Origin of the sequence: Tepidiphilus sp. J10 (assembly GCF_006980785.1) — a bacterium.
Classification (GTDB): Bacteria; Pseudomonadota; Gammaproteobacteria; order Burkholderiales; family Rhodocyclaceae; genus Tepidiphilus; species Tepidiphilus olei.
The window spans coordinates 186,858-212,445 of the sequence record NZ_SBHP01000002.1; the positions used below are offsets into that span (position 1 = coordinate 186,858).

The 25,588-nt window shown below is 63.2% G+C and carries 18 protein-coding genes and 1 tRNA gene; 12 read left to right on the forward strand and 7 right to left on the reverse strand.

Annotated features, from left to right (window positions below; translation table 11 throughout):
• Positions 1–25 precede the first annotated feature (25 nt).
• Positions 26–2,716 carry a pyruvate dehydrogenase (acetyl-transferring), homodimeric type gene (aceE, locus tag EPD81_RS05550; protein ID WP_142804450.1) on the reverse strand — a complete coding sequence of 897 codons (2,691 nt, stop codon included), beginning with the start codon at positions 2,714–2,716 and terminating at the stop codon, positions 26–28.
• A gap of 186 nt (positions 2,717–2,902) precedes the next feature.
• On the opposite strand from aceE, the gene EPD81_RS05555 reads away from it, so the two are divergent.
• Both EPD81_RS05555 and EPD81_RS05560 read left to right on the forward strand, forming a co-directional pair.
• Entirely contained in the window at positions 2,903–4,969 is a 2,067-nt protein-coding gene (locus tag EPD81_RS05555) for a PAS domain S-box protein (RefSeq protein ID WP_142804451.1), read from the forward strand.
• A gap of 2 nt (positions 4,970–4,971) precedes the next feature.
• Positions 4,972–5,619 carry a response regulator transcription factor gene (locus tag EPD81_RS05560; protein ID WP_142804452.1) on the forward strand — a complete coding sequence of 216 codons (648 nt, stop codon included), beginning with the start codon at positions 4,972–4,974 and terminating at the stop codon, positions 5,617–5,619.
• On the opposite strand, the gene EPD81_RS05565 is transcribed toward EPD81_RS05560, so the two are convergent.
• Positions 5,620–7,140, reverse strand: coding sequence for an NAD(P)H-hydrate dehydratase (locus EPD81_RS05565; RefSeq protein WP_142804453.1), 1,521 nt, complete (start codon positions 7,138–7,140; stop codon positions 5,620–5,622).
• Positions 7,141–7,217: 77 nt separating this feature from the next.
• On the opposite strand from EPD81_RS05565, the gene tig reads away from it, so the two are divergent.
• The 8 genes from tig to EPD81_RS05605 all read left to right on the forward strand — a co-directional run bounded on the left by tig (position 7,218) and on the right by EPD81_RS05605 (position 16,598).
• Positions 7,218–8,537 (forward strand): trigger factor, encoded by a 1,320-nt coding sequence (gene tig, locus EPD81_RS05570; RefSeq protein ID WP_142804454.1) that lies wholly within the window; start codon positions 7,218–7,220, stop codon positions 8,535–8,537.
• Positions 8,538–8,637: 100 nt separating this feature from the next.
• Positions 8,638–9,264, forward strand: a complete 627-nt coding sequence (gene clpP / locus EPD81_RS05575) for an ATP-dependent Clp endopeptidase proteolytic subunit ClpP (RefSeq protein WP_142804455.1) — start codon at positions 8,638–8,640, stop codon at positions 9,262–9,264.
• A 6-nt stretch (positions 9,265–9,270) separates the two neighbouring features.
• Positions 9,271–10,545 (forward strand): ATP-dependent Clp protease ATP-binding subunit ClpX, encoded by a 1,275-nt coding sequence (gene clpX, locus EPD81_RS05580; RefSeq protein WP_142804456.1) that lies wholly within the window; start codon positions 9,271–9,273, stop codon positions 10,543–10,545.
• A gap of 358 nt (positions 10,546–10,903) precedes the next feature.
• The gene (lon, locus tag EPD81_RS05585) at positions 10,904–13,342 is read left to right on the forward strand and encodes an endopeptidase La (protein WP_142804457.1); all 2,439 of its coding nucleotides are present in this window, start codon (positions 10,904–10,906) and stop codon (positions 13,340–13,342) included.
• 57 nt (positions 13,343–13,399) lie between these two features.
• Positions 13,400–13,475: transfer RNA gene (locus EPD81_RS05590), tRNA-Val, on the forward strand.
• Between the two features lie 59 nt (positions 13,476–13,534).
• Entirely contained in the window at positions 13,535–13,885 is a 351-nt protein-coding gene (locus tag EPD81_RS05595; RefSeq protein WP_142804458.1) for a hypothetical protein, read from the forward strand.
• Positions 13,886–15,193, forward strand: a complete 1,308-nt coding sequence (locus EPD81_RS05600; protein WP_142804459.1) for a sensor domain-containing diguanylate cyclase — start codon at positions 13,886–13,888, stop codon at positions 15,191–15,193.
• 31 nt (positions 15,194–15,224) lie between these two features.
• A complete protein-coding gene (locus EPD81_RS05605) occupies positions 15,225–16,598 on the forward strand; it encodes a UDP-glucose/GDP-mannose dehydrogenase family protein (protein WP_142804460.1) in 1,374 nt (457 codons plus the stop codon).
• 48 nt (positions 16,599–16,646) lie between these two features.
• Here the strand turns inward: EPD81_RS05605 and EPD81_RS05610 are convergent, their stop codons facing one another.
• Positions 16,647–17,918, reverse strand: a complete 1,272-nt coding sequence (locus EPD81_RS05610) for a bifunctional O-acetylhomoserine aminocarboxypropyltransferase/cysteine synthase (protein ID WP_142804461.1) — start codon at positions 17,916–17,918, stop codon at positions 16,647–16,649.
• A 261-nt stretch (positions 17,919–18,179) separates the two neighbouring features.
• Here EPD81_RS05610 and EPD81_RS05615 point away from each other — a divergent pair, with 261 nt between their 5' ends.
• Positions 18,180–18,791, forward strand: a complete 612-nt coding sequence (locus tag EPD81_RS05615) for a LysE family translocator (protein WP_142804462.1) — start codon at positions 18,180–18,182, stop codon at positions 18,789–18,791.
• Here the strand turns inward: EPD81_RS05615 and EPD81_RS05620 are convergent.
• Entirely contained in the window at positions 18,775–19,530 is a 756-nt protein-coding gene (locus tag EPD81_RS05620) for an S-methyl-5'-thioinosine phosphorylase (RefSeq protein WP_142804463.1), read from the reverse strand. The genes EPD81_RS05615 and EPD81_RS05620 overlap by 17 nt on opposite strands.
• 93 nt (positions 19,531–19,623) lie before the next feature.
• Here EPD81_RS05620 and typA point away from each other — a divergent pair, with 93 nt between their 5' ends.
• On the forward strand, positions 19,624–21,444 hold the full coding sequence (gene typA / locus EPD81_RS05625; protein WP_142804464.1) for a translational GTPase TypA: 1,821 nt from the start codon (positions 19,624–19,626) through the stop codon (positions 21,442–21,444).
• Between the two features lie 37 nt (positions 21,445–21,481).
• On the opposite strand, the gene galU is transcribed toward typA, so the two are convergent.
• The 3 genes from galU to EPD81_RS05640 are packed head-to-tail and all read right to left on the reverse strand — an operon-like array spanning position 21,482 to position 25,563.
• Positions 21,482–22,396 (reverse strand): UTP--glucose-1-phosphate uridylyltransferase GalU, encoded by a 915-nt coding sequence (galU, locus tag EPD81_RS05630; RefSeq protein ID WP_255446485.1) that lies wholly within the window; start codon positions 22,394–22,396, stop codon positions 21,482–21,484.
• 4 nt (positions 22,397–22,400) lie between these two features.
• Positions 22,401–24,446: an NAD-dependent DNA ligase LigA gene (gene ligA, locus EPD81_RS05635; protein ID WP_142804465.1), complete on the reverse strand. Its 2,046-nt coding sequence runs from the start codon at positions 24,444–24,446 to the stop codon at positions 22,401–22,403.
• A 10-nt stretch (positions 24,447–24,456) separates the two neighbouring features.
• On the reverse strand, positions 24,457–25,563 hold the full coding sequence (locus tag EPD81_RS05640; protein ID WP_142804466.1) for a cell division protein ZipA C-terminal FtsZ-binding domain-containing protein: 1,107 nt from the start codon (positions 25,561–25,563) through the stop codon (positions 24,457–24,459).
• Between the last annotated feature and the right edge of the window lie 25 nt (positions 25,564–25,588).

Below are 25,588 nucleotides of genomic sequence, written 5' to 3' on the forward strand. Positions count from 1 at the left end.
TGCCATCGGGAGTCTCCTTTAGGCTTTAGGCCGTGCGCGGGTTGGGTTTGGCGGGATCGATGCCGTATTTGGCGATGGCCTCGGCCACCTTGCTTCGCGGCAATTCACCGTCTTCGGCGAGCGCCATGAGGGCGGCGAGCGTCACCCAGTGCCGATCGACCTCGAAATGGAAGCGCAACTTCTCGCGCGTGTCGGAGCGCCCGAATCCATCGGTACCCAGCGTGTAATAGGTGCGTTTGACGAAAGGACGAATCTGCTCGGCGAAGAGTTTGACGTAGTCGGTCGCGGCGACCGCCGGGCCGCGATGACCGGAGAGTTTGCGCTCGACGTGGCTCTTGCGCGGTGCTTCCAGGGGGTGCAGCAGGTTCCAGCGTACCGTGTCCTGGCCGTCGCGGGCGAGCTCATTGAAGCTCGTGCAGCTCCAGACGTCGGCGGCCACGCCCCAGTCCTCACGCAGGATGTCGGCCGCGGCCATCACTTCACGCAGGATGGAACCGCTGCCCATGAGCTGCACGCGGGGCGCCGCGCCTGCCGGCGCGGCCTGGAGCAGATACATGCCCTTGAGGATATCCTCCCGGACACTTTCCCCTTCGGGCATGGGGGGATGCTCGTAGTTCTCATTGAGCACGGTGATGTAATAGAAGACGTCTTCCTGCTCCGCCATCATGCGCCGCAAGCCTTCATGGACGATCACGGCGAGTTCGTACTGGAAAGTAGGGTCGTAACTGATGCAGTTGGGCACGACGTGGGCGAGCACATGGCTGTGACCGTCCTGATGCTGCAGCCCCTCGCCGTTCAAAGTCGTTCGCCCGGAGGTGCCGCCAATGAGAAACCCTCTCGAACGTTGATCCCCCGCCGCCCAGATGAGATCCATCGTGCGCTGGAAGCCGAACATCGAGTAGAAGATGTAGAAGGGGATCATGATCACGTCGTGCACGCTGTAGCTCGTGGCTGCCGCGATCCAACTGCAGGTCGCGCCCGCCTCGTTGATCCCTTCTTCGAGGATCTGACCGTCGCGCGATTCCTTGTAGAACATCAGCTGGTCGTGATCCTCGGGAACGTATTTCTGCCCTTCCTGGTTCCAGATGCCGAACTGGCGGAACATTCCCTCCATGCCGAAAGTGCGCGACTCGTCCGGCACGATGGGCACGACGCGTTTGCCGATCTTCTTGTCGCGCATGAGCTGGATCATCATGCGCACCAGCGCCATGGTCGTGGAGATCTCGCGACCTTCGCCGCTGCCGGCGAAGAATGAGGCAAACGATTCGAGCGGAGGAATCTCCAGCGATTCGCTCGCCTTCTGCCGCCGCTGCGGCAGATAGCCGCCCAGCGCCTGGCGCCGTTCATGCATGTAGCGCGCCTCGCGCGAGTCGGGGGCAAAGGTGAGGAAAGGCAGCGCATCGATCTGGTCGTCGGGAACGGGCAGTTGAAAGCGGTCGCGGAAACTGCGGATCGCGTCGTGATCCATCTTCTTCGCCTGGTGGGCGATGTTCATCGCCTCGCCCGCCTGTCCCATGCCGTAGCCCTTGATGGTCTTGGCGAGGATCACCGTCGGCTGACCCTCGTGCTCGACGGCGGCCTTGTACGCGGCGTACACCTTGAAGATGTCGTGGCCGCCGCGGTTGAGCTGCCAGATCTCCTCGTCGGTCCAGTCGGCCACCAGCGCCTTGAGTTCCGGCGTGTTGAAGAAATGCTCGCGGATGTAGGCTCCGTCCTTGGCGCGGAACGTCTGATAGTCCCCGTCGCACAGCTCCATCATGCGTTTTTTCAGGATGCCTTTCTTGTCGCGGGCAAAGAGCGCGTCCCAGCGCGACCCCCAGATCACCTTGATGACGTTCCAGCCGGCGCCACGGAATTCGGCTTCCAGCTCCTGGATGATCTTGCCGTTGCCGCGCACGGGGCCGTCGAGCCGCTGCAGGTTGCAATTGATGACGAAGATGAGATTGTCGAGCTTCTCGCGCGCCGCCAGGCCGATCGCCCCCAGCGTCTCGACCTCGTCGACCTCACCATCGCCGATGAAGCACCATACTTTGCGTTTGGCGGCTCGTTCCGCGTCGAGCAGCCCCCGACAAGCGAGATACTTGATGAAACGCGCCTGATAGATCGCCTGGATGGGACCCAATCCCATGGAAACGGTAGGGAATTGCCAGAAAGCCGGCATCAACCAAGGGTGGGGATAGGAGGAAAGCCCCTTGCCGTCGATCTCACGGCGGTAGTTGATGAGCTGCTCTTCCGTGAGCCGGCCGAGCATGAAGGCGCGGGCATAGATCCCGGGCGCGGAGTGCCCCTGGAAGAAAACGAGGTCCCCTGGATGCTTTTCGTTCGGCGCATGGAAAAAGTGGTTGAACCCCACGTCGTAGAGCACGGCGGCCGAGGCGAAGGAAGCGATATGCCCGCCCACGTTGGAATCGCGGTTGGCACGCACCACCATGGCCATCGCGTTCCAGCGGATGTAGGAGTGGATCTTGATCTCGAGGTCGGGGTTGCCGGGATACGGTGGCTGCAACTCGACGGGAATGGTGTTGATGTAGGCCGTGTTGGCCGAGTAGGGGATGTCGACTCCATGTTCTCGCGCTTCTTCGATCAAGGTCTCCACGAGCGCATGCGCCCTTTGTGGGCCCTCATGCTCGATGACGGCGTCGAGCGCTTCCAGCCATTCCTGTGTCTCTGAAGGATCCGGATCGGGGTGCACATGATGCTGGGACTGGACGGACATGAGCGGCTCCTTTTGCGGTCGACGTCCCGCAATATAAAATTTAATTTCACGAAGCGCAATCGTGCGGTGCACCATCGCGGCGCCAGCCATGCTTACGGGTTTTCCCTAGTGGCCAGAAATCACTGAATGCGCCACAGTTCGGACTGGTGAAGCGAATTTTTTCCTCGTCGTGCGATCGCAGGTTTCATGAACGGTGACCATTCCCCCTGGCTGCGCTCCGAGCGCCCGCTTCGCATCGGCGCCGCGACGGCTTTCGTCCTGCTCTTCATGGTAGGCGCTCTCGCCATGCTTTTCCAGTGGGGAAGCGGATGGCGCAATGGCTCGGCCGACGCAGAGATGCTGACCATGCTGCTGGTGATCGTAGCGCTCGGGGCCTGGGTGATCGTACTCCTCATTCGCGCACGGCAGCAGGAACTGGCCCTGCTCCGGGTCGAGCGCGAACGTGACCGCTTGTTCCACTTCTCGCTCGATCTGCTGGCGGTGATGGAGCCGGATGGCAAGATCCTGCGCTGTAATGCTGCTTTCCCCCGCGTGCTCGGTTATACCGAGCGGATGTTGCGGCGAAAATCCCTCATCGATCTCGTGCACCCCGACGATTTGGGCGAGACGATGACGGCGCTGAGACAGCTCTCGAGCGGAGAGGCGGTAGAGTTCGTCGTGCGCGTGCGCAGCATCACCGGAGAGTATCGCTGGCTGTCGTGGCGTATCAACCCCGTCAATGACGAAGATGCCTGCTATGCCATCGCCCACGACATCACGCGGGCAAAGCAGACCGAAGAGGCCTTACAGGCCGAGATGGCGTTTCGGCGCGCGATGGAGGAGTCTCTCGTCACGGGGTTGCGGGCGATCGACCTGCAGGGTCGTATCATCTATGTCAATTCGGCCTTCTGTCGACTGGTGGGTTTTAGCGAAGCGGAATTGCTCGGGTGCAGTCCACCTTTTCCCTATTGGCCGGAAGAGTCGATCGAGTCTTGCTGGGAGAGCCTGCGCATGACGCTCTCGGGCCGTTTCCCCACCGAAGGTTTCGACATGCGCATAAGTCGTAAGGACGGCGAGCGGATCGATGCGCGTTTCTACCTTTCCGCGCTCATCGACGGCGAGGGGCGGCACACCGGTTGGATGGCGGCAGTGACCGACGTGACCGAGGCCCGGCGGGCACGTGCGGCTCTGGAAGCCGCGCAAGATCGTTTCGCCGCGGTGCTAGAAGGGCTCGATGCCGCGGTCTTCGTCGCTGATTGGGCGAGCGACGAAATCCTCTTCGCCAACCGGGCATTCAAGCGCATCTATGGCTTCGACGCGGTGGGACAAAGGGCGGCGGCCTTGGGGGTGCCTCGGCCGATCTCTCCCGAGCCGGAGGGGGCTCATCCCGACGCAGAAAAGCTGCCCCGGGAACTCTTCGATGGCGAGGTGCAACATCCGGAATCCGGGCGCTGGTACCACGTCCATGAACAGCTCACGCGCTGGGTCGACGGGCGTATCGTGCGCATGGCGATCGCCACCGACATTACGGTGCTCCAGCATCTACGTGCGCTGGAGTTGCAGCGTCAGGCCCAATTACAGCAAACGGCACGGCTCATCACCATGGGTGAGATGGCCTCCACGCTCGCCCACGAGCTCAACCAGCCGCTGGCGGCGATCGCCAATTATTGCCGCGGAGGAATGAGCCGCTTGGCGCAGGGTCGGCTCGACGAGGCTGCCACGCGGGCCGTACTGGATAAGGCAGCGACGCAGGCCGAGCGTGCCGGTTCCATTCTGAATCGCATCCGCGACTTCGTGCGCAAGTCCGAGCCCAGGCGCGACGTGGTGCCGCTCGCCGACATCGTGGCGGGCGCCGTCGAGATCATGACGCCCGAAGCCAAGCGCAACAACGTGCGTCTTCTGGTAGAACTCCCCGCGGGTTTGCCGGAAGTGCGAGCCGACCCGATCCTGATCGAACAGGTGCTGGTGAATCTGATTCGCAACGGAATCGAAGCGATGTCCCGGACGAAGCCCGCGGCACGCCAGATCCGACTGCAGGCGAGCCGGCAGGACGAGCGCTACGTGGCCGTGTCCGTGATCGATCGCGGCCGGGGTCTGTCGCCCGAGGAGCGTGAGCAGATCTTCACCTCGTTTTTCACCACCAAGCCCGACGGCCTGGGAATGGGTCTGAAGATCTGCCGCTCCATCGTCGAATTCCACGAAGGGCGGCTCACGGTCGACGACAATCCCCTGGGCGGAACGGAGTTCCGCTTTACCTTGCCCGTGGAGGCGTAAGAATGAACGGGATGGAGGAGGAGCCCCTCGTACATGTCGTCGATGATGACGAAGCGATGCGGGATTCCTTGCTATGGCTGCTCGAAGGCAGTGGGCATCGTGTGCGCACTTACGCTGATGCGGCATCCTTCCTTGCCACCATCGGACCGTCGGGTAGCGGCTGTGTGTTGCTCGACGTGCGCATGCCGGGCATGAGTGGTTTGGAGCTCTTCGAGGAGCTGCGCCGACGCGAGCTGCCGCTGCCGGTGATCTTCATCACTGGACACGGCGATATTCCCATGGCGGTGCGGATGTTGCGCAAGGGGGCGGTCGATTTCCTCGAGAAACCGTTTTCCGATGCTCAGCTCCTCCAATGCATCGAGGAGGCGCTGGCGCGCTCGCGTATTTTGCGAGAACGGCGAGGACGGCGCTCAGAGATCGAGCGCCGGTTCGAGACCCTGTCGCAGCGGGAGCGCGAAGTGCTCATGCTCATCGTCGCCGGTCGCCTCAACAAGCAGGTCGCCGACGACCTGGGGATCTCGATCAAGACGGTGGAAGTCTATCGCTCTCGTGTGATGGAGAAGATGGGCTGTGATTCGCTCGCCGAGCTGGTGCAGACGATGACGTGGTGGGAGGAGGAGCGGGCCCGCCCCTGGGGGCAGATCGAGTAATCAAAGCGCTTTTCGATTCCGCTCGGACCATTCATTCACCAGCTGCCGCGCCGCCGCCACCGTCTCGCTGGCGGTAAGCCCGATCGGACCAATGCCTTCCGCGGCGAGCCGGTCGGCTGCGGCGCCATGCAGGAAGGGGCCGAAGCGTGCCGCCAGCGCTACCGGCCAGCCCTGGGCGAGCAAGGACCCGAGCAAGCCGCTGAGCACGTCCCCCATACCGGCGCTCGCCATGCCCGGATTCCCCGTGGGGTTGATCGCCCAAGCGCCGTCGGGGTCGGCCACGACCGAGCCGCAGCCCTTGAGCACGACGTGTGCCCGATGCCGCCGGGCGAGCTCCAGCGCCGCGGCGACGCGATCCCTCTGCACCGTCGCCACGTCGGTGCCGAGCAGCCGCGCGGCCTCCATCGGGTGGGGCGTGAGGATCGCCGGGATCGAACGCCCGCGCAGGCACTCCTGCAATTCGGCATCGACGGCCAAACGATTGAGTCCGTCGGCATCGAGCACGAGCGGCAGGGGGGAAGGGAGAAGACGCGCGAGCAGGGCCCGGGCCTCGTCTGAAGTGCCCAAGCCGGGGCCGACGACGAGGACGTCGACGCCGCGCTCCGGAATCGCATTTCCCACCATCAGCTCCGGATGCACCGGACTGAAAGAGAGGATGTTCGGATCGAGCGCGCACAGCGTCACCTTGCCGGCGCCGATGGCGAGCGCCGCGTGCCCCGCGAGAAAGGCCGCGCCGCTCATGCGTGGTGCTCCGCCCACCACGAGCACGTGACCAAAGCTGCCTTTGTGGGTGTTTTTGCGCCGTGGCTGCAGATGGTCGGCGAAGGCATCCAGCCCAAGCAAACGTCCGAGCCCCAGATCGTGGCGCCGCGGATCGATGCCCAGCGAGTCGACGACCACCTTGCCGGCCCGATCCGGGCCGTCGAGCGTGTGCAGGCCGGGCTTGTCGGCAAGGAAAGTCGAGGTGAGGTCCGCCGTGAAACAGGGTCCCGTGCAGCGCCCCGTGTCGGCATCGAGCCCGCTAGGCACATCCACCGCCAGTTTGAACGCCGTCTGCGCCAGGCTCCATTCGATCCAGGAAGCATAGGGTTCGCCGATGGGACGCGCAAGACCGATACCGAAGAGGGCATCCACGATCGCCGCCGGAGGGGCTTCGAGCGCTTCCGGTCCGGGCAAGACGACCCCACCGGATGCCATGAACGCTTCGCGCGCCGCCGCGGCTTCCCCTCCCGATCGCCCCCCGTCGAAGCGACCGATCACCACGGCGCGCCGTCCGAGGGCAAGCAGACGACGCGCCGCGACGAACCCGTCCCCCCCATTGTTACCCGGTCCGCACAGGACGCACACCAAACCGCCAGGCGGCACGTGCGCGATCACCGCGCGGGCGATCGCCGCCCCGGCACGTTCCATCAGCGGTGGGTCGGCCAGGGGGACTTCCACCGCCTCGATCGCCCTGATTTCCTGCAGACGGAGCAAAGGGCGCGAAGAAAGGGGCACAGTGAACGAGGAAACGAAAGGCATGACGCGGCTCCCGACTGGAGATCGAATCATGTTAGAATGAAAAACCGTTTTTACCCACCCAATTGCAAGGAACTCGGATGGAAGTCGCCGAACAGACGCCCGCGCAGCAGCCCGTCAATCCGCTCGAGCGTTCGCTCACGCTCGAGATCCCTGTCTCTGAGGTCGAGAAAGAGGCCGAGAAACGGCTCAAGCGTATCGCGCCCACCGTGAAGATGCCCGGTTTTCGTCCGGGCAAGGTGCCCATGCGCCTCGTCAAACAAATGTATGGGAACGAGACTTGGGCCGAAGCGGTGAGTGAGGCGATCGAACGCAGCTTCAACGAATCGGTCGCGCGCGAGGGTTTGCGCGTGGCGGGAAATTTTCGCATCGAACCTGCCGAATCGGCCGATTCGGCCATGCTCGCATTCACCGCCAAGTTCGAAATCTACCCCGAGATCGAACTGGCCGATCTCTCCGAACACACCGTGGAGCGGGTGAACCTCGAAGTCACCGACGCCGAGGTCGACAAGACCCTCGAGCGCCTGCGCAAGCAGCGCGCCACTTGGCGTGAAGTCGAGCGCCCGGCGCAGGAAGGTGATCGCGTCACCGTCTCCTACGTAGCCCGCAAAGACGGCGAAGAAGTCGAAAATGGGCGCATCGAGAATTATGCTTTCGAAATTGGCGCAGGGACCTTGCTCGAGCCCATCGAAAAAGCGCCGATCGGGATGCGCGCGGGCGAGACCAAGACCTTCGAAGTCACCTTCCCCGAAGGTGAAGAGAGCAAGTTCGCCGGCCAAACACTCCAGTTCGAGCTCACGGTGCATAAAGTCGAAGAGCCCGAGCTTCCTGGGGTCGACGCCGACTTCGCCCGTGCGCTCGGCATCGAAGATGGCGACGTGCAGAAACTGCGCGACGAAATCCGCGCTTCGCTCGAGCGCGAGCTCAAGCAGCGACTCGACGCCGATCTGAAAAAACAAGTGTTCGACCTCTTGCTCGCCGCCCACGAGTTTGCCGTCCCAAGTGCGCTCGTCGAACTCGAGGCCGAACAGCTCCTGGAGCGGGCCAAGCGCGATCTGCAGATGCGCGGATTCGATGCCAACCAGCTCAAACTCTCGCCCACGTTCTTCGAAGAAGAAGCCCGGCGACGGGTTCGTCTTGGGCTGCTCATCGGCGAAATCGTCAAGCGCCATGAGCTCAATGCCTCGCCGGAGCAGGTGAGGGCGTTCATCGAGGAAATGGCATCCGAATACGAACGGCCACAGGAAGTCGTCGATTGGTATCATGCCGACCGACAGCGACTGGCCACCATCGAAGCGGTCGTCATCGAAGACAACGTGGTGCAATGGGTTCTGGAGCGAGTTCGGGTTACCGAAAAAACCGTCGACTTCGACGAATTCATGGCGCAGAAACCCGTCTGAGCCGAGCGGCGCGGCTGCGGTGCATTTTTGCCTCGGCCGCGAACTTACCGTCTTTTTTTGCGTCGATTGCTGGCAAGTCGATACGCTGTGTGAGGAATTCATGAAAGAATCGTTTGAGGCGAATACCCCGCTCGGCCTCGGTCTGGTGCCCATGGTGGTCGAGCAAAGCGGCCGAGGCGAGCGAGCCTACGACATCTACTCGCGCCTGCTCAAGGAGCGGGTGGTCTTTCTCGTCGGTCCCGTCGACGATGCGGTCGCAAGCCTGGTCGTCGCGCAGCTCCTCTTCCTCGAGTCCGAAAACCCCGACAAAGACATCCACTTCTACATCAACTCGCCGGGCGGATCGGTCACGGCGGGCATGGCCATCTACGACACGATGCAGTTCATCAAACCCGACGTGAGCACCCTGTGCATCGGCCAGGCTGCGAGCATGGGCGCCTTTCTGCTCGCGGCCGGTGCCAAAGGCAAACGCTATTGCCTGCCCAACTCCCGGGTGATGATTCACCAACCTCTGGGCGGCTTTCAGGGGCAGGCTTCCGACATCGAGATCCATGCCCGAGAGATCCTGAAGATCAAGGCAAAGTTGAATGAATTGCTCGCCTTTCACACCGGCAACGATATCGAGCGCATCGAACGCGATACCGAGCGGGACAACTTCATGAATGCCGAAGAGGCCGTCAAATACGGCCTCGTCGACAAAGTGCTCATTCGTCGCGAGGATATCTGAGTCAATATGGCAAAAAGCAAACGCGGCAACAGCGGCGAATTCTTCTGTTCCTTCTGCGGCAAGAGCCAGCATGAGGTCAAAAAACTCATCGCCGGCCCATCGGTGTACATCTGCAATGAGTGCATCGAGCTGTGCAACGACATCGTTCGCCAAGACCTCGAAGAAGTGCGCGGCGAGGCCGTAGATGCAGCACGGCGTCTGCCCACCCCCAAGGAACTCGTCGACTACCTAGACCAGTACGTCATCGGCCAAGACTACGCCAAGCGCGTGCTCTCGGTCGCGGTCTATAACCACTATAAACGCCTGGCACTTGCTGCTCGCGACGACGAGGTGGAAGTCGCCAAGAGCAACATCCTGCTCATCGGGCCTACGGGTTCGGGCAAGACGCTGCTCGCACAGACGCTCGCGCGCAAGCTCGACGTGCCGTTCGCCATCGCCGACGCCACTACGCTCACCGAGGCGGGCTACGTGGGCGAGGACGTGGAGAACATTCTCGCCCGCTTGCTGCAGACGTGCGACTTCGACGTCGAGCGAGCCCAACGGGGTATCGTCTTCATCGACGAAGTCGACAAGATCACGCGCAAATCCGAGAACCCCTCGATCACGCGCGACGTCTCCGGCGAAGGCGTGCAGCAAGCGCTCCTCAAACTCATCGAGGGAACGGTCGCCTCCGTGCCGCCCCAGGGCGGACGCAAGCATCCGAATCAGGATTTCATCCAGCTCGACACCACCAACATCCTCTTCATCTGCGGCGGTGCCTTCGACGGGCTGGAGAAGATCGTCGAGCGTCGTACCGAAGCCGCCGGCATCGGGTTCGGGGCAGCGGTGGCGAGCAAGAAAGAGCGCAAGAAATCCGAGTTGCTGCGTCAGGTCGAACCCGACGATCTCGTGCGCTTCGGGCTGATTCCCGAGTTCGTCGGACGCTTGCCAGTGATCGTTCCGCTCGAAGAGCTCGACGAAGAGGCGCTCATGCGCATCGCCACCGAGCCGAAGAATGCCCTCGTCAAGCAATACCGCAAGTTGTTCGAGATGGAGGGCGTGGAGCTCGAATTCACCCCGGGAGCAATCCGGGCGATCGCCCGTAAAGCCATCGAGCGGCGTACCGGTGCCCGAGGCTTGCGCTCCATCATGGAAGACATCCTGCTCGACCTGATGTTCGAACTCCCCAACCTCAGTAGCCAAGGGGTGCACAAGATCCTCATCGAAGAATCCACCGTGACTCAAGGAACCGAGCCGCTCAAGATCGGCAACGAAGAAGCCCACGTCAGCGGTGAAAACTGAGCGCTCATGCAGTGATTGCCGCAAACGGCCCGCCCGCGAGGCGCCAAGGGCTCCAGCGAAACCGTTCGAGCAGCTCGAACGGTTTCGCTGTACTGCGACATGGCGGTGTTTTTCTGGTGCTGGGCTGCAGGCTTTGCCCTGATAGAGCGTTGCCGTACTCCGGTTGGCTTGCCCCGTAACCGCTCACGACGATTCATCGAGGCATTTCTTGGTGTATCGGATGAGCAAGGCGCGATGCCCCGAGTAGCGATGCGCCGGCAGGTCGCTGGCAGCACGTCCCACGAGCCCCCTTGATTTTTGCCCGCCAAGCGACCATATTGCGAAGTAGCGATCTCTCGCCTCATCAGGATTTCCACACATGACCGAACTCATCGAAGCCCAGGGTAAAACCCTCGAACACCTGCCGCTGTTGCCCTTGCGCGACGTGGTCGTGTTCCCTCACATGGTCATCCCGCTCTTCGTCGGGCGACCCAAGTCCATCAAAGCGCTCGAGCGTGCCATGGAAAATGGCGGGCGGCTCGCGCTCGCAACGCAGAAAGACGCCGCCAAGGACGATCCCGGAGCGGACGACATCTTCACGCTCGGGTGCATCGCCCACGTATTGCAGATGCTCAAACTCCCCGATGGGACGGTCAAGGTGCTGATCGAAGGGCGGCAGCGGGCGCGTTTCGATCGCATCCTCGAAGAGGGTGACACCTTCGTCGCTCTGGCTAAGCCGCTGGAAACACAGCCGGGCGACCCGCGTGAGACCGAGGCGCTACGCCGCTCGTTGCTGTCGGCTTTCGAGGAGTACGTCAAGCTCAACCAGAAACTGCCGCAAGAGCTCGTCGCCTCGCTCGCGGCGCTCGAAGATCCCGAGCATCTCACCGACATCATCGCTGCGCATCTGCCGCTGAAGATCGACAAGAAGCAGGAACTGCTCGAAATTCTCGCACTCGTGCCGCGCATGGAGCGCCTGTTGGCGCTGCTCGAAGCCGAGATCGACATTCTCGAAGTCGAGAAGCGCATTCGCAGCCGCGTCAAGCGCCAGATGGAGAAGTCTCAGCGCGAGTTCTACCTCAATGAGCAAGTCAAGGCGATCCAGAAGGAACTCGGCGAAGGTGACGAACAGGCAGAGCTCGACGAGCTCGAGAAGAAGATCAAGGCCGCCGGCATGCCCAAGGAGGTGCAGGAGAAGGCCGAGGCCGAGCTCAAGAAGCTGCGCATGATGTCGCCCATGTCGGCCGAAGCCACCGTGGTGCGCAACTATCTCGACGTGCTCGTGAGCCTGCCGTGGAACAAGAAAACCAGGGTCACGCTGGATCTGACCAAGGCGCAGAAGATCCTCGATGCCGACCACTATGGTCTGGAGAAAGTCAAGGAGCGCATCGTCGAATACCTGGCGGTGCAAAAGCGCGTCGATGTCGTCAAGGCGCCCATCCTGTGTCTGGTCGGTCCTCCCGGAGTGGGCAAGACCTCGCTCGGGCAGTCGATGGCGCGTGCCACGGGGCGTAAGTTCGTGCGCATGGCGCTGGGCGGCGTGCGCGACGAAGCCGAGATCCGCGGCCATCGGCGCACCTACATCGGTGCCATGCCGGGTCGTATCATCCAGAGTCTCATCAAGGTCGGCGTCAAGAATCCGCTCTTCCTGCTCGACGAGGTCGACAAGATCGGCATGGATTTCCGTGGCGATCCGAGCTCGGCGCTGCTCGAGGTGCTCGACCCCGAGCAGAATCACGCCTTCCAGGATCACTACGTCGAGGTCGATTTCGACCTCTCGGAAGTGATGTTCGTGGCCACGGCCAATACGCTCAACATCCCGGCGCCGCTGCTCGATCGCATGGAGGTGATTCGGCTCTCGGGGTACACCGAAGATGAAAAGATCGCCATCGCCGAGCGCTATCTTTTGCCCAAGCAGATGAAAAACAACGGGGTGAAGAAGAACGAGCTCACCGTGACCACCGAGGCGATCCGTGACATCGTCCGCTATTACACGCGGGAAGCCGGTGTGCGCAGCCTCGAGCGTGAGATCTCGAAAATCTGCCGTAAGGTGGTCAAGGGAGTCCTGCTCAAGGCACTCAAAGCGCCGGTCACCGTGGACTCGGGCGATCTCGAAACCTATCTGGGTGTGCGCAAGTATTCTTTCGGCGTGGCCGAAAAGGAGAACCAGGTGGGACAAGTCACGGGCCTCGCGTGGACCGAAGTCGGCGGCGAGCTCCTTACCGTGGAGGCGGCGGTGATGCCGGGCAAAGGCAAGGTCATCACCACCGGCAAGCTCGGCGAGGTCATGCAGGAATCCATCCAGGCAGCCATCACCGTGGTGCGCAAGCGCGCGCGCAAGCTTGGCATCCCGGAAGATTTTTACGAGAAGAACGACGTGCACGTGCACCTGCCCGAAGGCGCCATCCCCAAAGATGGCCCCTCGGCAGGGATCGCCATCACCACGGCGCTCGTGTCGGCGCTCACCGAAATTCCGGTGCGCTGCGACGTGGCCATGACGGGCGAGATCACCCTGCGCGGCGAGGTACTGGAGATCGGCGGGCTCAAGGAGAAACTGCTCGCCGCGGTGCGCGGTGGCATCCGCAAGGTGCTCATCCCCGAGGAGAACGTCAAGGATTTGGCCGAGATTCCCGAGAACGTCAAAGGTGTGCTCGAGATCATTCCCGTGCGCTGGATCGAGCAGGTGCTCGAGCTCGCCCTCGAGCGCAAGCCCGAGCCTTTGGTCCCAGCCAGCGAGCCTCCCGTCGCGACGCCAGTCGTTGCCGCGAGTACCACGAGCACGGGCGTGAGCCCAGCGGCAAGCGAATTGCCGCATTGAGCTTCGCCGCGTTTGCCAAGCAAGGTCGGTGATGGTACCATTGCCGGCTCTTGCAGCGGGTGCTTAGCTCAGTTGGTAGAGCGTCGCCCTTACAAGGCGAATGTCGGCGGTTCGAGTCCGTCAGCACCCACCATCCGCCCCTTTTCGCTATGCTATCATTGTGCATTCGGTGCATGGGCGAAGGGGCTGGCGATGGTGCAACCAACGTTTCTGGCGCGCGACGTGGGAATGCTGGAGCACGCCATTGCCGCCAAGCTCGCCGTTCTGGGGCTCGATCCCGCCAATGCCAAGCAAATGCGCGATCTCGCCCGCGAGGCCTTCGATACCGACGCGGAGCACCTCACGCAACATTTCTATTCGTCGGTCCTCGAGACGCGCGTGCGCGCCGAGCTCCTGGGGCTCATCGCCCTCATGTTTCAAACCATGGCTTCGGCAGCGAGCATGGGAGAGGAGCTCCACGGCGGCCCCGTGTGGAAGGCCGTTGCGCGGGCGATCTACGAAGAAGCCGAGGCCCGCGGGCTCATTCCGACGAAAGGGGCGTGAATGCGGAAGGATCCCATCTCGTCATCTCCTCAGCTCGAAACGCGCCTACGGCTAGCACTAGAAGCGGCTGAGCTGGCAACGTGGGATCTGGATTTCGGGAATGAAACTGCCTGGCTCGATGCCCAGTGGAGCCGTTGGATGGGTTTGGGCAACGAGCCCGTCCGCTTGAGTTTTGCCCAATGGCGTTCCTTCGTCCATCCCGACGATTGGCCCAAGGTTCGCTCGGCCCTCGTCGATCTGCTCAAAGGAAAAACTGCAACTTATCAGCAGCGTTACCGTATTCGGACACCGGATGGCCGCATCCTGTGGCTCGAAGATCGAGGCCAGGTATGCGACCGCGATCCTACGACGGGACGCGCGTTGCGTGCCATCGGTGTGTCGCGTGACGTGACCCAGGAAGAAGAAAAAATCCAGCGAGATCGCCTCTTGACCGCGGCGCTCCGTCACGCACCGGTAGGCATCATGATCGCGGCAGCCGATGGCACGATCGAATGGGTCAACCCTGCGCTCGAGCAAATCACCGGTTATCATGCCGACCAGCTGATCGGTACGCGTGCTGGACACTTGTTACACAGCGGCTTACAACCGGAATCGTTTTATCGGGAATTATGGGAGACGATTTCCCAAGGAGCGGTTTGGCAGGGACGGATGGTGAACAAGACGGCGACGGGGGAGTTGCGTTACCACGACGTGACGATCGCACCCGTCACCGACAGAGAAGGGCGGCCTGTACATTACATCGCCACCTATCGCGACGTCACCGAACAGGTAGTGCTCGAGGAGCAGCTCGAGCGCATGGCCATGACCGATCCGCTCACCGAATTGCCCAACCGGCGAGCCTTTCTCGAGGTGATGCAAAAAGAGTTTCAGCGCGTCGTTCGTTCCGGATTCACGATCGATTCCTCCTTTTGCCTCATCGATCTCGATCACTTCAAACGCATCAACGACACGCTGGGGCATGCCGCGGGCGACGCCGTGCTGCGTCATTTCGCCCAGACGATTCGACAATCCCTGCGTCAGATGGACGTCTGTGGCCGCCTGGGGGGAGAGGAGTTCGGTATCCTGTTGCCGCAAACCGACGATCGCGCGGCCACGGCGGCAATCGAACGGCTGCTGCGGACCATTCGCCAAAGCGTCGTCGTCTTCAATGGCCATGCGATCCGCTATACGGTGAGCGCCGGCGGCACGTCGTTCTCGATCAGCGATCGCACGATCGACGACGTGTTCGCACGTGCCGACCGGGCGCTCTATCAGGCCAAAGAGAACGGGCGAGACCACTTGGTTTGGATCGCTCCGGAAGATCAGTAACTTGTCGTTGTCACGAATCGAGGGGAGTTCAATGGATTTGTGCGTGATCGGGACCGGCTACGTCGGTCTCGTGACGGGGGCGTGTTTCGCCGAAATGGGCAACGAGGTGTGGTGCGTCGATGTCGATGCAGCCAAGATCGAGGGGCTGAAAGCGGGGAAGCTGCCCATCTATGAGCCGGGGCTCGAGGAGATCGTCGAGCGCAACCATCAGGAAGGGCGGCTGCGTTTCACCACCGATCTGGGCGAGGCGATGGCCGAGTGCGACGTGCTCTTCATCGCCGTGGGCACCCCTCCGCTCGAAGACGGCTCGGCCGACCTGCAGCACGTGCTCACGGTGGCGCGCGACATCGGCCGGCGGCTTTCGCGCTACAGCGTGATCGTCGACAAATCCACGGTGCCGGTAGGAACCGCCGAGCGGGTGCGCCGTGCGATCCAGGAAGAGCTCGATGCGCGTGGCGTGTCGATTTCCTTCGATGTCGTCTCCAATCCTGAATTTCTCAAGGAAGGCGCTGCGGTCGAGGATTTCATGCGCCCGGACCGCATCATCGTCGGCACCGATTCGGAGGCGGCGCGCGAGCGCATGGCCGAGCTCTACGCGCCCTTCAACCGCAGCCACCAGCGCGTCATCTACATGGGCGTGCGCGATGCCGAGATGACGAAGTACGCCGCCAACGCCATGCTCGCCACCAAGATCTCTTTCATGAACGAGATCGCGGCCCTGTGCGAGCGCTACGGCGTCGATGTCGAAAACGTCCGCCTGGGCATCGGATCGGATCACCGCATCGGCTACCACTTCATCTATCCGGGCTGCGGCTACGGCGGCTCGTGTTTTCCCAAGGACGTCAAGGCGCTCATCGCCATGGCCCAGGCGGCCGGGGTCGAGCCGGAAGTGCTCACGGCGGTGGAAGATCGCAACGCGAAGCAGAAGCGGGTGCTGGAAGAAAAGATTGTCGCCCGTTTCGGCGAAGACCTCGGCGGACGGACTTTCGGCGTATGGGGGCTTGCGTTCAAGCCCGGAACCGACGACATGCGCGAAGCCCCGTCGATTCCGCTCGTCGAGGGCCTGATCGGGCGCGGTGCCAAGGTGTGCGCCTACGATCCAGTCGCCATGGACAACGCACGACGAGTATTCCCGGCGCAATGGTTCGACGAGGGCCGCCTCGTCTTCGCCCGTCATCAGTACGACGCGCTCGAAGGAGCCGACGCCATGGTGCTGGTGACCGAATGGAAACCCTTCCGCCATCCCGATTTCGCGGCGATCAAGCGGCTCCTGAAAACGCCCGTGATTTTCGACGGGCGCAACCAGTACGACCCGCAACAGCTCCAACGGCTGGGAATCGCCTACGTCGGCATCGGGCGGGCGAATGCGCTTGCCGGGGAAGAGGGCAGGGCGGTTGCGCTTTGATCCGCCGAGAGGGTTGCCTCACCCCCGCCTAGGCGGGGGAGGGCAGACTCAGGCAGCGGCGAGCGCCTGGTCGAGGTCGGCGATCAGGTCGTCGACGTGCTCGATGCCTACCGACAGCCGGATCATGTCTTCGCTCACGCCGGCCTTTTTCAGCTCTTCGGCCGAGAGCTGGCGGTGCGTGGTGGACGCCGGATGGCAGGCGAGCGTCTTGGCATCGCCGATGTTCACGAGCCGCGTCACCAGCTTGAGCGCATCCTGGAATCGGGCACCGGCTTCCCGGCCACCCTTGACGCCGAAGGTGAGGATGCCGGAGGCGCGGCCGCCGAGGTACTTCTGCACCAGCGCATGATCGGGATGATCTGGCAGTCCGGCGTAATTGACCCAACCCACTTTCGGGTGAGTGCGCAGGAAGTTGGCGATGCGCACGGCGTTGTCGCAGATGCGATCCATGCGCAGCGGCAAGGTCTCGATGCCCTGCAGGATGAGGAAGGCGTTGAAGGGGCTGAGCGCCGCGCCCATGTTGCGCAAGGGCACCACGCGCGCCCGGGCGATGTAGGCGGCTGTGCCGAAGGTTTCCGTGTAGCTCACGCCGTGATACGACGGATCGGGCTCGACCAGCATGCGGAAACGCGCTTTGTGCTCGGCCCAAGGGAACTTGCCGCTGTCGACGATCACCCCGCCGATGGAATTCCCATGCCCGCCGAGGTACTTGGTGAGCGAGTGCACCACGATGTCGGCGCCGTGCTCGAAGGGACGGCAAAGGTAAGGGGAGGGGACGGTGTTGTCGACGATGAGGGGAAGGCCGTGCTCATGGGCGATCGCCGCGAGCCGCTCGAAGTCGGTGATGTTGCCGAGGGGGTTGCCGATCGATTCGCAGAAGATCGCCTTGGTCTTGCCATCGATGAGGCGGGCGAATGAAGCCGGATCGCGGTGGTCGGCGAAGCGCACCTCGATGCCGTACTTGGGCAGCGTATGGGCGAAGAGATTGTAGGTGCCGCCATAGAGCGTGGCCGAACTGACCACGTTGTCGCCTGCTTCGGCGATCGTCTGGATGGCGTAGGTGATGGCCGCCATGCCCGAGGCGAGCGCGAGGCCCGCGATGCCGCCTTCCATGGCCGCGACGCGTTTTTCCAGCACGTCGCAGGTGGGGTTCATCATGCGGGTATAGATGTTGCCCGGCACCTTGAGATCGAACAGATCCGCGCCGTGCTGCGTGTCGTCGAAGGCGTAGGACGTGGTTTGGTAGATCGGCACCGCCACGGCTTTGGTGGTCGGATCGGGCGTATAGCCGCCATGGACGGCGAGCGTCTCGATGCGCATGGAACGGTCTCCTATCGGATGGTGCGCGGAAATATAGCACGATGGCCAGAAGAGGACAGTGGGGAGTGAGAATGTCTTTATTCATGCAGATCTGGATCCTCCGCCGCGTGGCCATCTGACCGTGCGCCGCTTCGCATGCTCGTCCCGCCGGGCTAGAGTATATTTTACATAATACAAATTATCACGAAAAACATGGGGTGATCCGATCGGCCACTCGAGGGATAATGTGCGGATGGGCCGAAATGTCATTCCTGCGGAAACATGACTGCGGGCGCTTTTTTCCTTCTATTTCTCGTTCACGCACTGGCGCTGATTTCACCGGGTCCTGACTTCGCGGTGATCAGCCGGCTGTCGGTCGTTTCCGGTCGCGGGGCTGGTGTAGCCGCTGCCGGCGGCGTGGCCTGCGCGATTGGCCTGTATGTGCTGTTCTGCCTGTTCGGCTTGTCCCTACTTCTGGACGCTCTGCCCATGCTGTCCCGCCTGCTTTCCATTGCGGGATCCCTTTATCTCGGCTACCTTGGAATCCGCTGCCTTATCTCAAATGGCACGCTGCCGGAAGAGAACACGCGCCCCCCTCGCGGTAAGGCATTCATCGCCGGGTTCATGACCAACCTACTCAATCCCAAGGCCATGGCCTATTTTGGCTCGATCCTGTCGCAGGTACTGACACCGGAGGCAAGCCCGGCAGATGCACTTCTCGTCTTCATGCTACTGGTTACGGAATCGTTTCTGTGGTTCGCCTTGGTTGCGTGGTTGTTTTCATCGACCGGCATTCATGGCTGGTTGGCGCAGCGAATGAGATGGCTCGACCGCCTCGTCGGAACCGCGCTGCTCGGCGTGGCCCTTGGAATGATTTTCATGGCGACGAGATGAGTGGGAGTACTGCAAACGCTTCCAGTACGTGCCGCACCCGCGCCATGGTCTCGGAAAGCGTCGCTTCGATTTCCGTGAATGAGATCTCGTTCGCGTCGGCGCCACGGCCGGCGGCGTAGTTTGCCACCACGTTGATCGCGGCGTAGGCAAGCCCCAGCTCGCGGGCGAGCGCTGCTTCGGGCATGGCGGTCATACCGACGACGTTGGCGCCGTCGCGCTCCAGGCGGTCGATCTCGGCGGCAGTCTCCAGGCGTGGCCCCTGCGTACAAGCATAGACGGCGCCGTCGATCACCGGCTCCCCTGCTCTGTCCGCGGCGCGGATCAGCCGCTCGCGCAATGAAGCGGTAAATGGCAGGGTGAAATCGATGTGCGTGACCGGGGCCTCTTCGTCCTCGAAAAAGGTCGACACGCGCCCCCAGGTGTAGTCGATGATTTGGTGCGGAATCACCAGGGTGCCAGGAGCATAGCGCTCCTGGATGCCGCCCACCGAGGCGACCGAGATCACTTCGCTTACCCCCACGTGTTTCAGCGCCCAAACGTTGGCCCGGTAGTTGATGCGGTGCGGTGCGTAGGTGTGGCCATAGCCGTGGCGGGCAAGGAAGACGACGTCCTGCCCGGCGATGCGGCCGATCGTGAGCGGCCCGGAAGGATCGCCGTAGGGAGTGCGGACGACTTGACGATGAACGATTTCGAGGTTGTTGAGCGAAGTGAGGCCGGTGCCGCCGATGATCGCGAACATGGGTTTTCCGGGTCGAACCGATGGATGCGCAATTGTACACGACGCCGCCCTGCCCCTTTGTTATAATTGGCGTTTTCGTACGTCTGGAAGTCCATGTCCTCCGCCATTCGCAACATCGCCATCATCGCGCACGTCGATCATGGTAAGACCACCCTCGTCGACCAGCTCCTGAAACAATCCGGCACGTTTGCCCAGCATCAGACCGTCTCGGAACGGGTGATGGACAGCAACGATCTCGAGCGCGAGCGCGGCATCACCATCCTGGCCAAGAACTGCGCCATCCGCTATGGCGACACCCACATCAACATCGTCGACACCCCGGGTCACGCCGATTTCGGCGGTGAAGTGGAGCGGGTGCTCTCGATGGTCGACGGCGTGCTGCTGCTGGTCGACGCCGTCGAAGGCCCCATGCCGCAGACGCGCTTCGTCACCAAGAAAGCGCTCGCGCAGGGGCTCAAGCCCATCGTGGTCATCAACAAGATCGACCGCCCCGGCGCGCGGCCCGACTGGGTGATCAACGCCACGTTCGACCTCTTCGCGGAGCTGGATGCGAGCGAGGAGCAGCTCGACTTCCCCATCGTCTATGCTTCGGGCCTGCAGGGCTATGCCACGCTGGATCTGAACGAACCGGGCAAGGACATGCGGCCGCTCTTCGAGACCATCATCGCGCACGTTCCGCCGCCGCCGGTGTCGATCGACGCCCCCTTGCAGCTGCAGATCTGCTCGCTCGACTATTCGAGCTATGTCGGGCAGCTGGGTATCGGCCGCATCCGCCAAGGGCGTTTGCGTCCCAATCAGGAAGTGGGCGTGTGGCTGGGCGAGCAGAACCTGGGTCGGGCGAAGATCGGTCAGGTGCTGAAATTCGTCGGCCTGGAGCGCGAGGCCGTGCCCGAGGCGGTGGCAGGCGACATCGTGATGATCTCCGGCGTGGAACGGGTCGGCATCGGCGTGACGGTGTGCGACCCCGAGGCGGCGCAGCCCTTGCCGCCGATCGAGGTCGACGAGCCCACGCTCACCATGACCTTCATGGTCAATACATCGCCGCTCGCCGGGCGCGAAGGGAAATTCGTCACCAGCCGCCAGATCCGCGAGCGTCTGGAGAAGGAGTTGCTCAAGAACGTGGCGCTGCGCGTGCGCTTTGGCGAGGACGGCGACAGCTTCGAGGTCTCCGGCCGGGGCGAACTGCACCTCACCATCCTCCTCGAGACCATGCGCCGCGAGGGTTATGAACTGGCGGTGGGTCGGCCGAGAGTGGTATTGAAGGAAGTCGACGGCGAGATGCACGAGCCCTACGAGCGGCTCACCGTCGACATCGAGGAAGGCCACCAGGGCGCGGTGATGGAGGAACTCGGGCGGCGCCGGGCGGAGCTCCTCGACATGGCGCCCGACGGCAAGGGACGCGTGCGGTTGGAGTACCGCGTGCCGGCGCGCGGCCTCATCGGCTTCCAGGGCGAATTCCTCACGCTCACGCGCGGCACGGGGCTCATGAGCCACATCTTCGACGGCTACGGACCGCTCGCTGGCACCGTGGGCGGGCGGCGCAATGGCGTGCTCGTGTCGCAGGACGACGGCCAGGCCGTGGCCTACGCGCTGTGGAAGCTGCAGGATCGCGGGCGAATGTTCGTCAATCCGGGCGATGCGGTCTATGAGGGGATGATCATCGGCATCCACACGCGGGAAAACGACCTCGTGGTGAACCCGATCCGCACCAAGCAGCTCACCAACATCCGCGCTTCCGGCTCGGACGAGGCGATCCGGCTCGTACCGCCGATCGAACTCACGCTGGAAGCGGCGGTGGAGTTCATCGAGGACGACGAGCTGGTGGAGATCACACCGAAGTCGATCCGCCTGCGCAAGCGCCACCTGCAGGAGCACGATCGCCGCCGCGCGGCGAAGCAGACGGCGCTCGCCTGAGCGTCTCCCTAGAAAAAGCCCCTTCGGGGCTTTTTTGTTACAGTCCCACCGAGCGGGCGCGCAGGAAGTCGCGGAACTCGTTGGCCACTTCGGGGTGGCGCAGGGCGAATTCGACCGTGGCCTTGAGGTAGCCCAACTTGGAGCCGCAGTCGTAGCGCACGCCGTCGAATTCGTAAGCGAGCACTGCTTCTTCCTGCAGCAGTGAGCTGATGGCATCGGTGAGTTGCAGTTCGCCGCCGGCGCCGGGCTGGATGCGGTGCAGGTGTTCGAAGATGTTGCCCGAGAGGATGTAGCGCCCGACCACGGCCTGGGTGCTGGGGGCTTCTTCGGGCTTGGGTTTCTCGACGATGCCGGTGATGCGCTGGATCTTGCCGCGGGCTTCGGGCTCGGTGCTGACGATGCCGTATTGGCGCGTTTCTTCGCGCGCGACGTTGATGGTACCGAGCACCGAGCAGCGGTGGTAGTTGTAGACGTCGATCATCTGGGCGAGCACGGGCTTGCCTTCGGGGTGGTCACAGAGGTCGTCGGCGAGCAGCACGGCGAAGGGTTCGTCGCCGACCACGGATTCGGCACACATCACCGCGTGTCCCAAACCCAGCGCTTCGGACTGGCGGATGTAGATGCAGTTGACACCCTTGGGAACGGTCTTGCGCACGACTTCGAGGAGTTCCTTCTTGCCGCGGGCTTCGAGCTCGGATTCGAGCTCATAGGCTTTGTCGAAGTGGTCTTCGATCGAGCGCTTGGTGCGGCCGGTGATGAAGATGAGCTCGGTGATGCCGGCGGCCACCGCTTCTTCCACGGCGTACTGGATGAGAGGCTTGTCGACGATGGGTAGCATTTCCTTGGGGCTCGCCTTGGTGGCGGGGAGGAACCGGGTGCCCATCCCAGCCACGGGGAACACGGCCTTGCGCACGGCTTTCTTCATCTCGTTCGACTCCTGCGGTTGATCCATGGGTTCATCCTTGGGTTGTGCTGCGCTCGGCGAGCAGGCGCGCGAGCGTGTCTTCGTCGATGACGGGAACACCCAGCTCGAGCGCCCGCTGCAATTTGCTGCCGGCTTCGCTGCCGGCCACGACGTAGTCGGTCTTCTTCGACACGGAGGAGCTCACCTTGCCGCCGTGCGCTTCGATGAGGGCCTTGGCTTCTTCGCGGCTCATTCGCGGCAGGGTGCCGGTGAGCACGAAGGTGAGGCCGGCGAGCGCCCTGCTCTTCTTCGCGGGCGTGCTTTCCTCCCAATGCACGCCGAGACGGCGCAGGCGCTCGATCACTTGGCGGTTGTGCGGCTCGTCGAAGAAGTCGCGGATGCTCTGTGCCACCACCGGGCCGATGCCCTCGATGGCGGTGAGCTCCTCGAGGCCGGCCTGCATGAGGGGTTCGAGCGCGCCGAAGTGCTCGGCCAGAAGCTTGGCGGTGGCCTCGCCCACGTGCCGGATGCCGAGCGCGTAGATGAAGCGCGCGAGCGTGGTTTTCTTGCTGCGTTCGATGGCGGCCATCAGCTTGGCGGCGGATTTTTCCCCCATGCGGGGCAGGCTCGCGAGCCGCTCGGCGTTGATTTTTTCCGGATCGTAGAGGTCGGCCGGGGTTTCAACCCAGCCGAGATCGACGAGCTGCTCGATAAGCTTCTCACCCAACCCCTCGATGTTCATCGCCAGGCGCGAGGCGAAGTGCTCGATGGCGCGTTTGCGCTGAGCGGGGCAGTACATGCCGCCGGTGCAATAGGCCGCGGCCTCGTCGGGGTCGCGGGCCACCGCCGAACCGCACACGGGGCAATGCGTGGGCATGACGAAGGGGCGTTCGCTGCCATCGCGCCGCTCGGCAAGTACCTTGACGATCTCGGGGATGACTTCGCCCGCACGGCGCACGACGACCCAGTCGCCGATGCGGATGTCTTTGTCCCGGATGTAGTCCTCATTGTGCAGGGTGGCATTGGTGACGGTGACGCCCCCTACGAAGACGGGTTCGAGCCGGGCGACGGGGGTGAGCGCGCCGGTGCGTCCGACCTGCACTTCGATGCCGATGAGGCGGGTGATCTCTTCCTGCGGCGGAAACTTGTGGGCGATGGCCCAGCGCGGCGCCCGGGCGATGGTGCCCAGGCGCTGCTGCTCGGCCAGATCATCGACTTTATAGACGACACCGTCGATGTCGAAAGGAAGGCGGTCGCGCTCGACTTCCATGCGTCGGTAGTAGGCGAGCAGGCCGGCGATGCCGTCGGCGAGCGCGCGCGCATCCGACACGGGGAAACCCCAGCGTTGCAGCAGCGCGAGCGCCTGGCTGTGCGTTTCCGGCCAAGGGTGCCCTTCGAGGCGCACGAGCTGGTAGGCGTAGAAACGCAGCGGCCGTTTGGCGGTCACGGCGGGATCGAGCTGGCGCAGGCTGCCGGCGGCGGCGTTTCTCGGGTTGACGAAGGTTTTTTCGCCGGCCCGCAGCTGCGCTTCGTTGAGGCGTTTGAAGTCCTCGCGGGTCATGAGGACTTCGCCGCGCACTTCCAGCAACGTCGGCGGGGAATCGAGCCGCAGGCGCAAGGGAATGGAACGAAGGGTGCGCAGGTTGGCGGTGACGTCTTCGCCGGTGAAACCGTCACCCCGGGTGGCGCCGAGGGTGAAGAGGCCGTCGCGGTAAATGAGGGAGACGGCGAGCCCGTCGAATTTCGGTTCGCAGGCATAGCGGATGCGCTCGACGCCGAGCAGCTCGCGGCAACGCCGGTCGAAGGCATACACTTCTTCGTCGGTATAGGCGTTGGTGAGCGAGAGCATCGGCACTTCGTGCCGGACTTCGGCAAATTGGGGCGCCGGTTTGCCACCCACGCGCTGGGTGGGGGAATCGGGGGTGACGAGCTCGGGGTAGCGGGTTTCGAGCTCGACGAGTTCGCGGAAAAGCCGATCGTATTCGGCATCCGGCACGAGCGGCTCGGCGAGCACGTAGTAGGCGTAATCGAGCCGAGCAATCTCCTCGCGCAGCCAGCGGGCGCGCTCGACCGCCTCCGGCGGGGCATGGGAGGTCATGACGATCCTTTCATCCGGCAAAGACGCGACGGGCGATGGAGCTGCCGGGTGGGATTTCTTGCGCTTTCATGCGCTGGTGGATCTGGGCGATGCGCTCGCGGATCAGCCGACCGGCCTCGGGCGTAATGGGGTTGCCGGCATCGTCGACCAGCTGCCCGTCGAGCGTGGAGGCAAGCTTCTCGGCAAACGTGAACATGCGGTCGAACACCACCGGCGAGGGGATCTTGGTGACTTCGAGAAAGAGGGTGACCCCGTTTGCCTGATGCAATTTGATGTCGGGTTGGCGGAAGGGGCGCCCGTCGAGATCGGCGAGCGCGTACAAGGGAACACCATGATCGTCGAGCAGGCGATAGAGACCGTCTTCACCGAGCGTGAGACCGGCCGCTTCGGCGGCGGCCCGGATCTTGGTACCCGGGATCGGGGCATTGCGCGGCACGACGTTGACCGCGATTTGTACGTCGACCTCGGCGCAGAAGCGATCGAGCGCGGCGGCACGCTCGAGCACGGTGACGCGCGATTCGATGGCCCCGGGCACGGCGCCGAGCTGGTCGGCCACACGCTCGACGCCGCCGGTGAAACGCAGATAGTCTTTCTCGCCGATGGCGCCGCTGCGATCGGCGAGCTGCAGCGAGGCGAGCGCGAGGTGATACTGACCCTCGGTTTTGGCGGTGAGCGGCTGCCAGTCGTTGCTTGCATCGTCGAAAACGTACCAGCCGACCGGACGCGGCGAATCACGAAATTCGCGCAGAACGACTTCTCTGAGCGCCGCGGCATCCATGCCGCCGAGCGATTCGAGGCGCACCATGAGATCCACGCCTTCCTTGAGACCGTCGGGATGATGGTGTGGAGCGCGGGATACGGACGGCGCGGCGGCGTATTCTCGCCGGGCCGGAGCGTGCCGAACCGGGTCGAGTACGAGGTCTCCTTCCCCGCCCTCTCCAGACGTCTCCGGGGTCTCGTCATGCCTGGTGTCGAGCAGGGGGTCGTGCGACGGCGTGTGCAGGGTGCGCTCGAGGGTGCGTCGGCTGCGGGTCTCCTGCCACTTGCTGTAGCCGAAGAATCCAGCAGTGACGATGACGAGCACGCCTCCCAGTGCGACGAGTAGATCGGTATCCATGCGTATTCCTTTGCGTCGGCGCGCG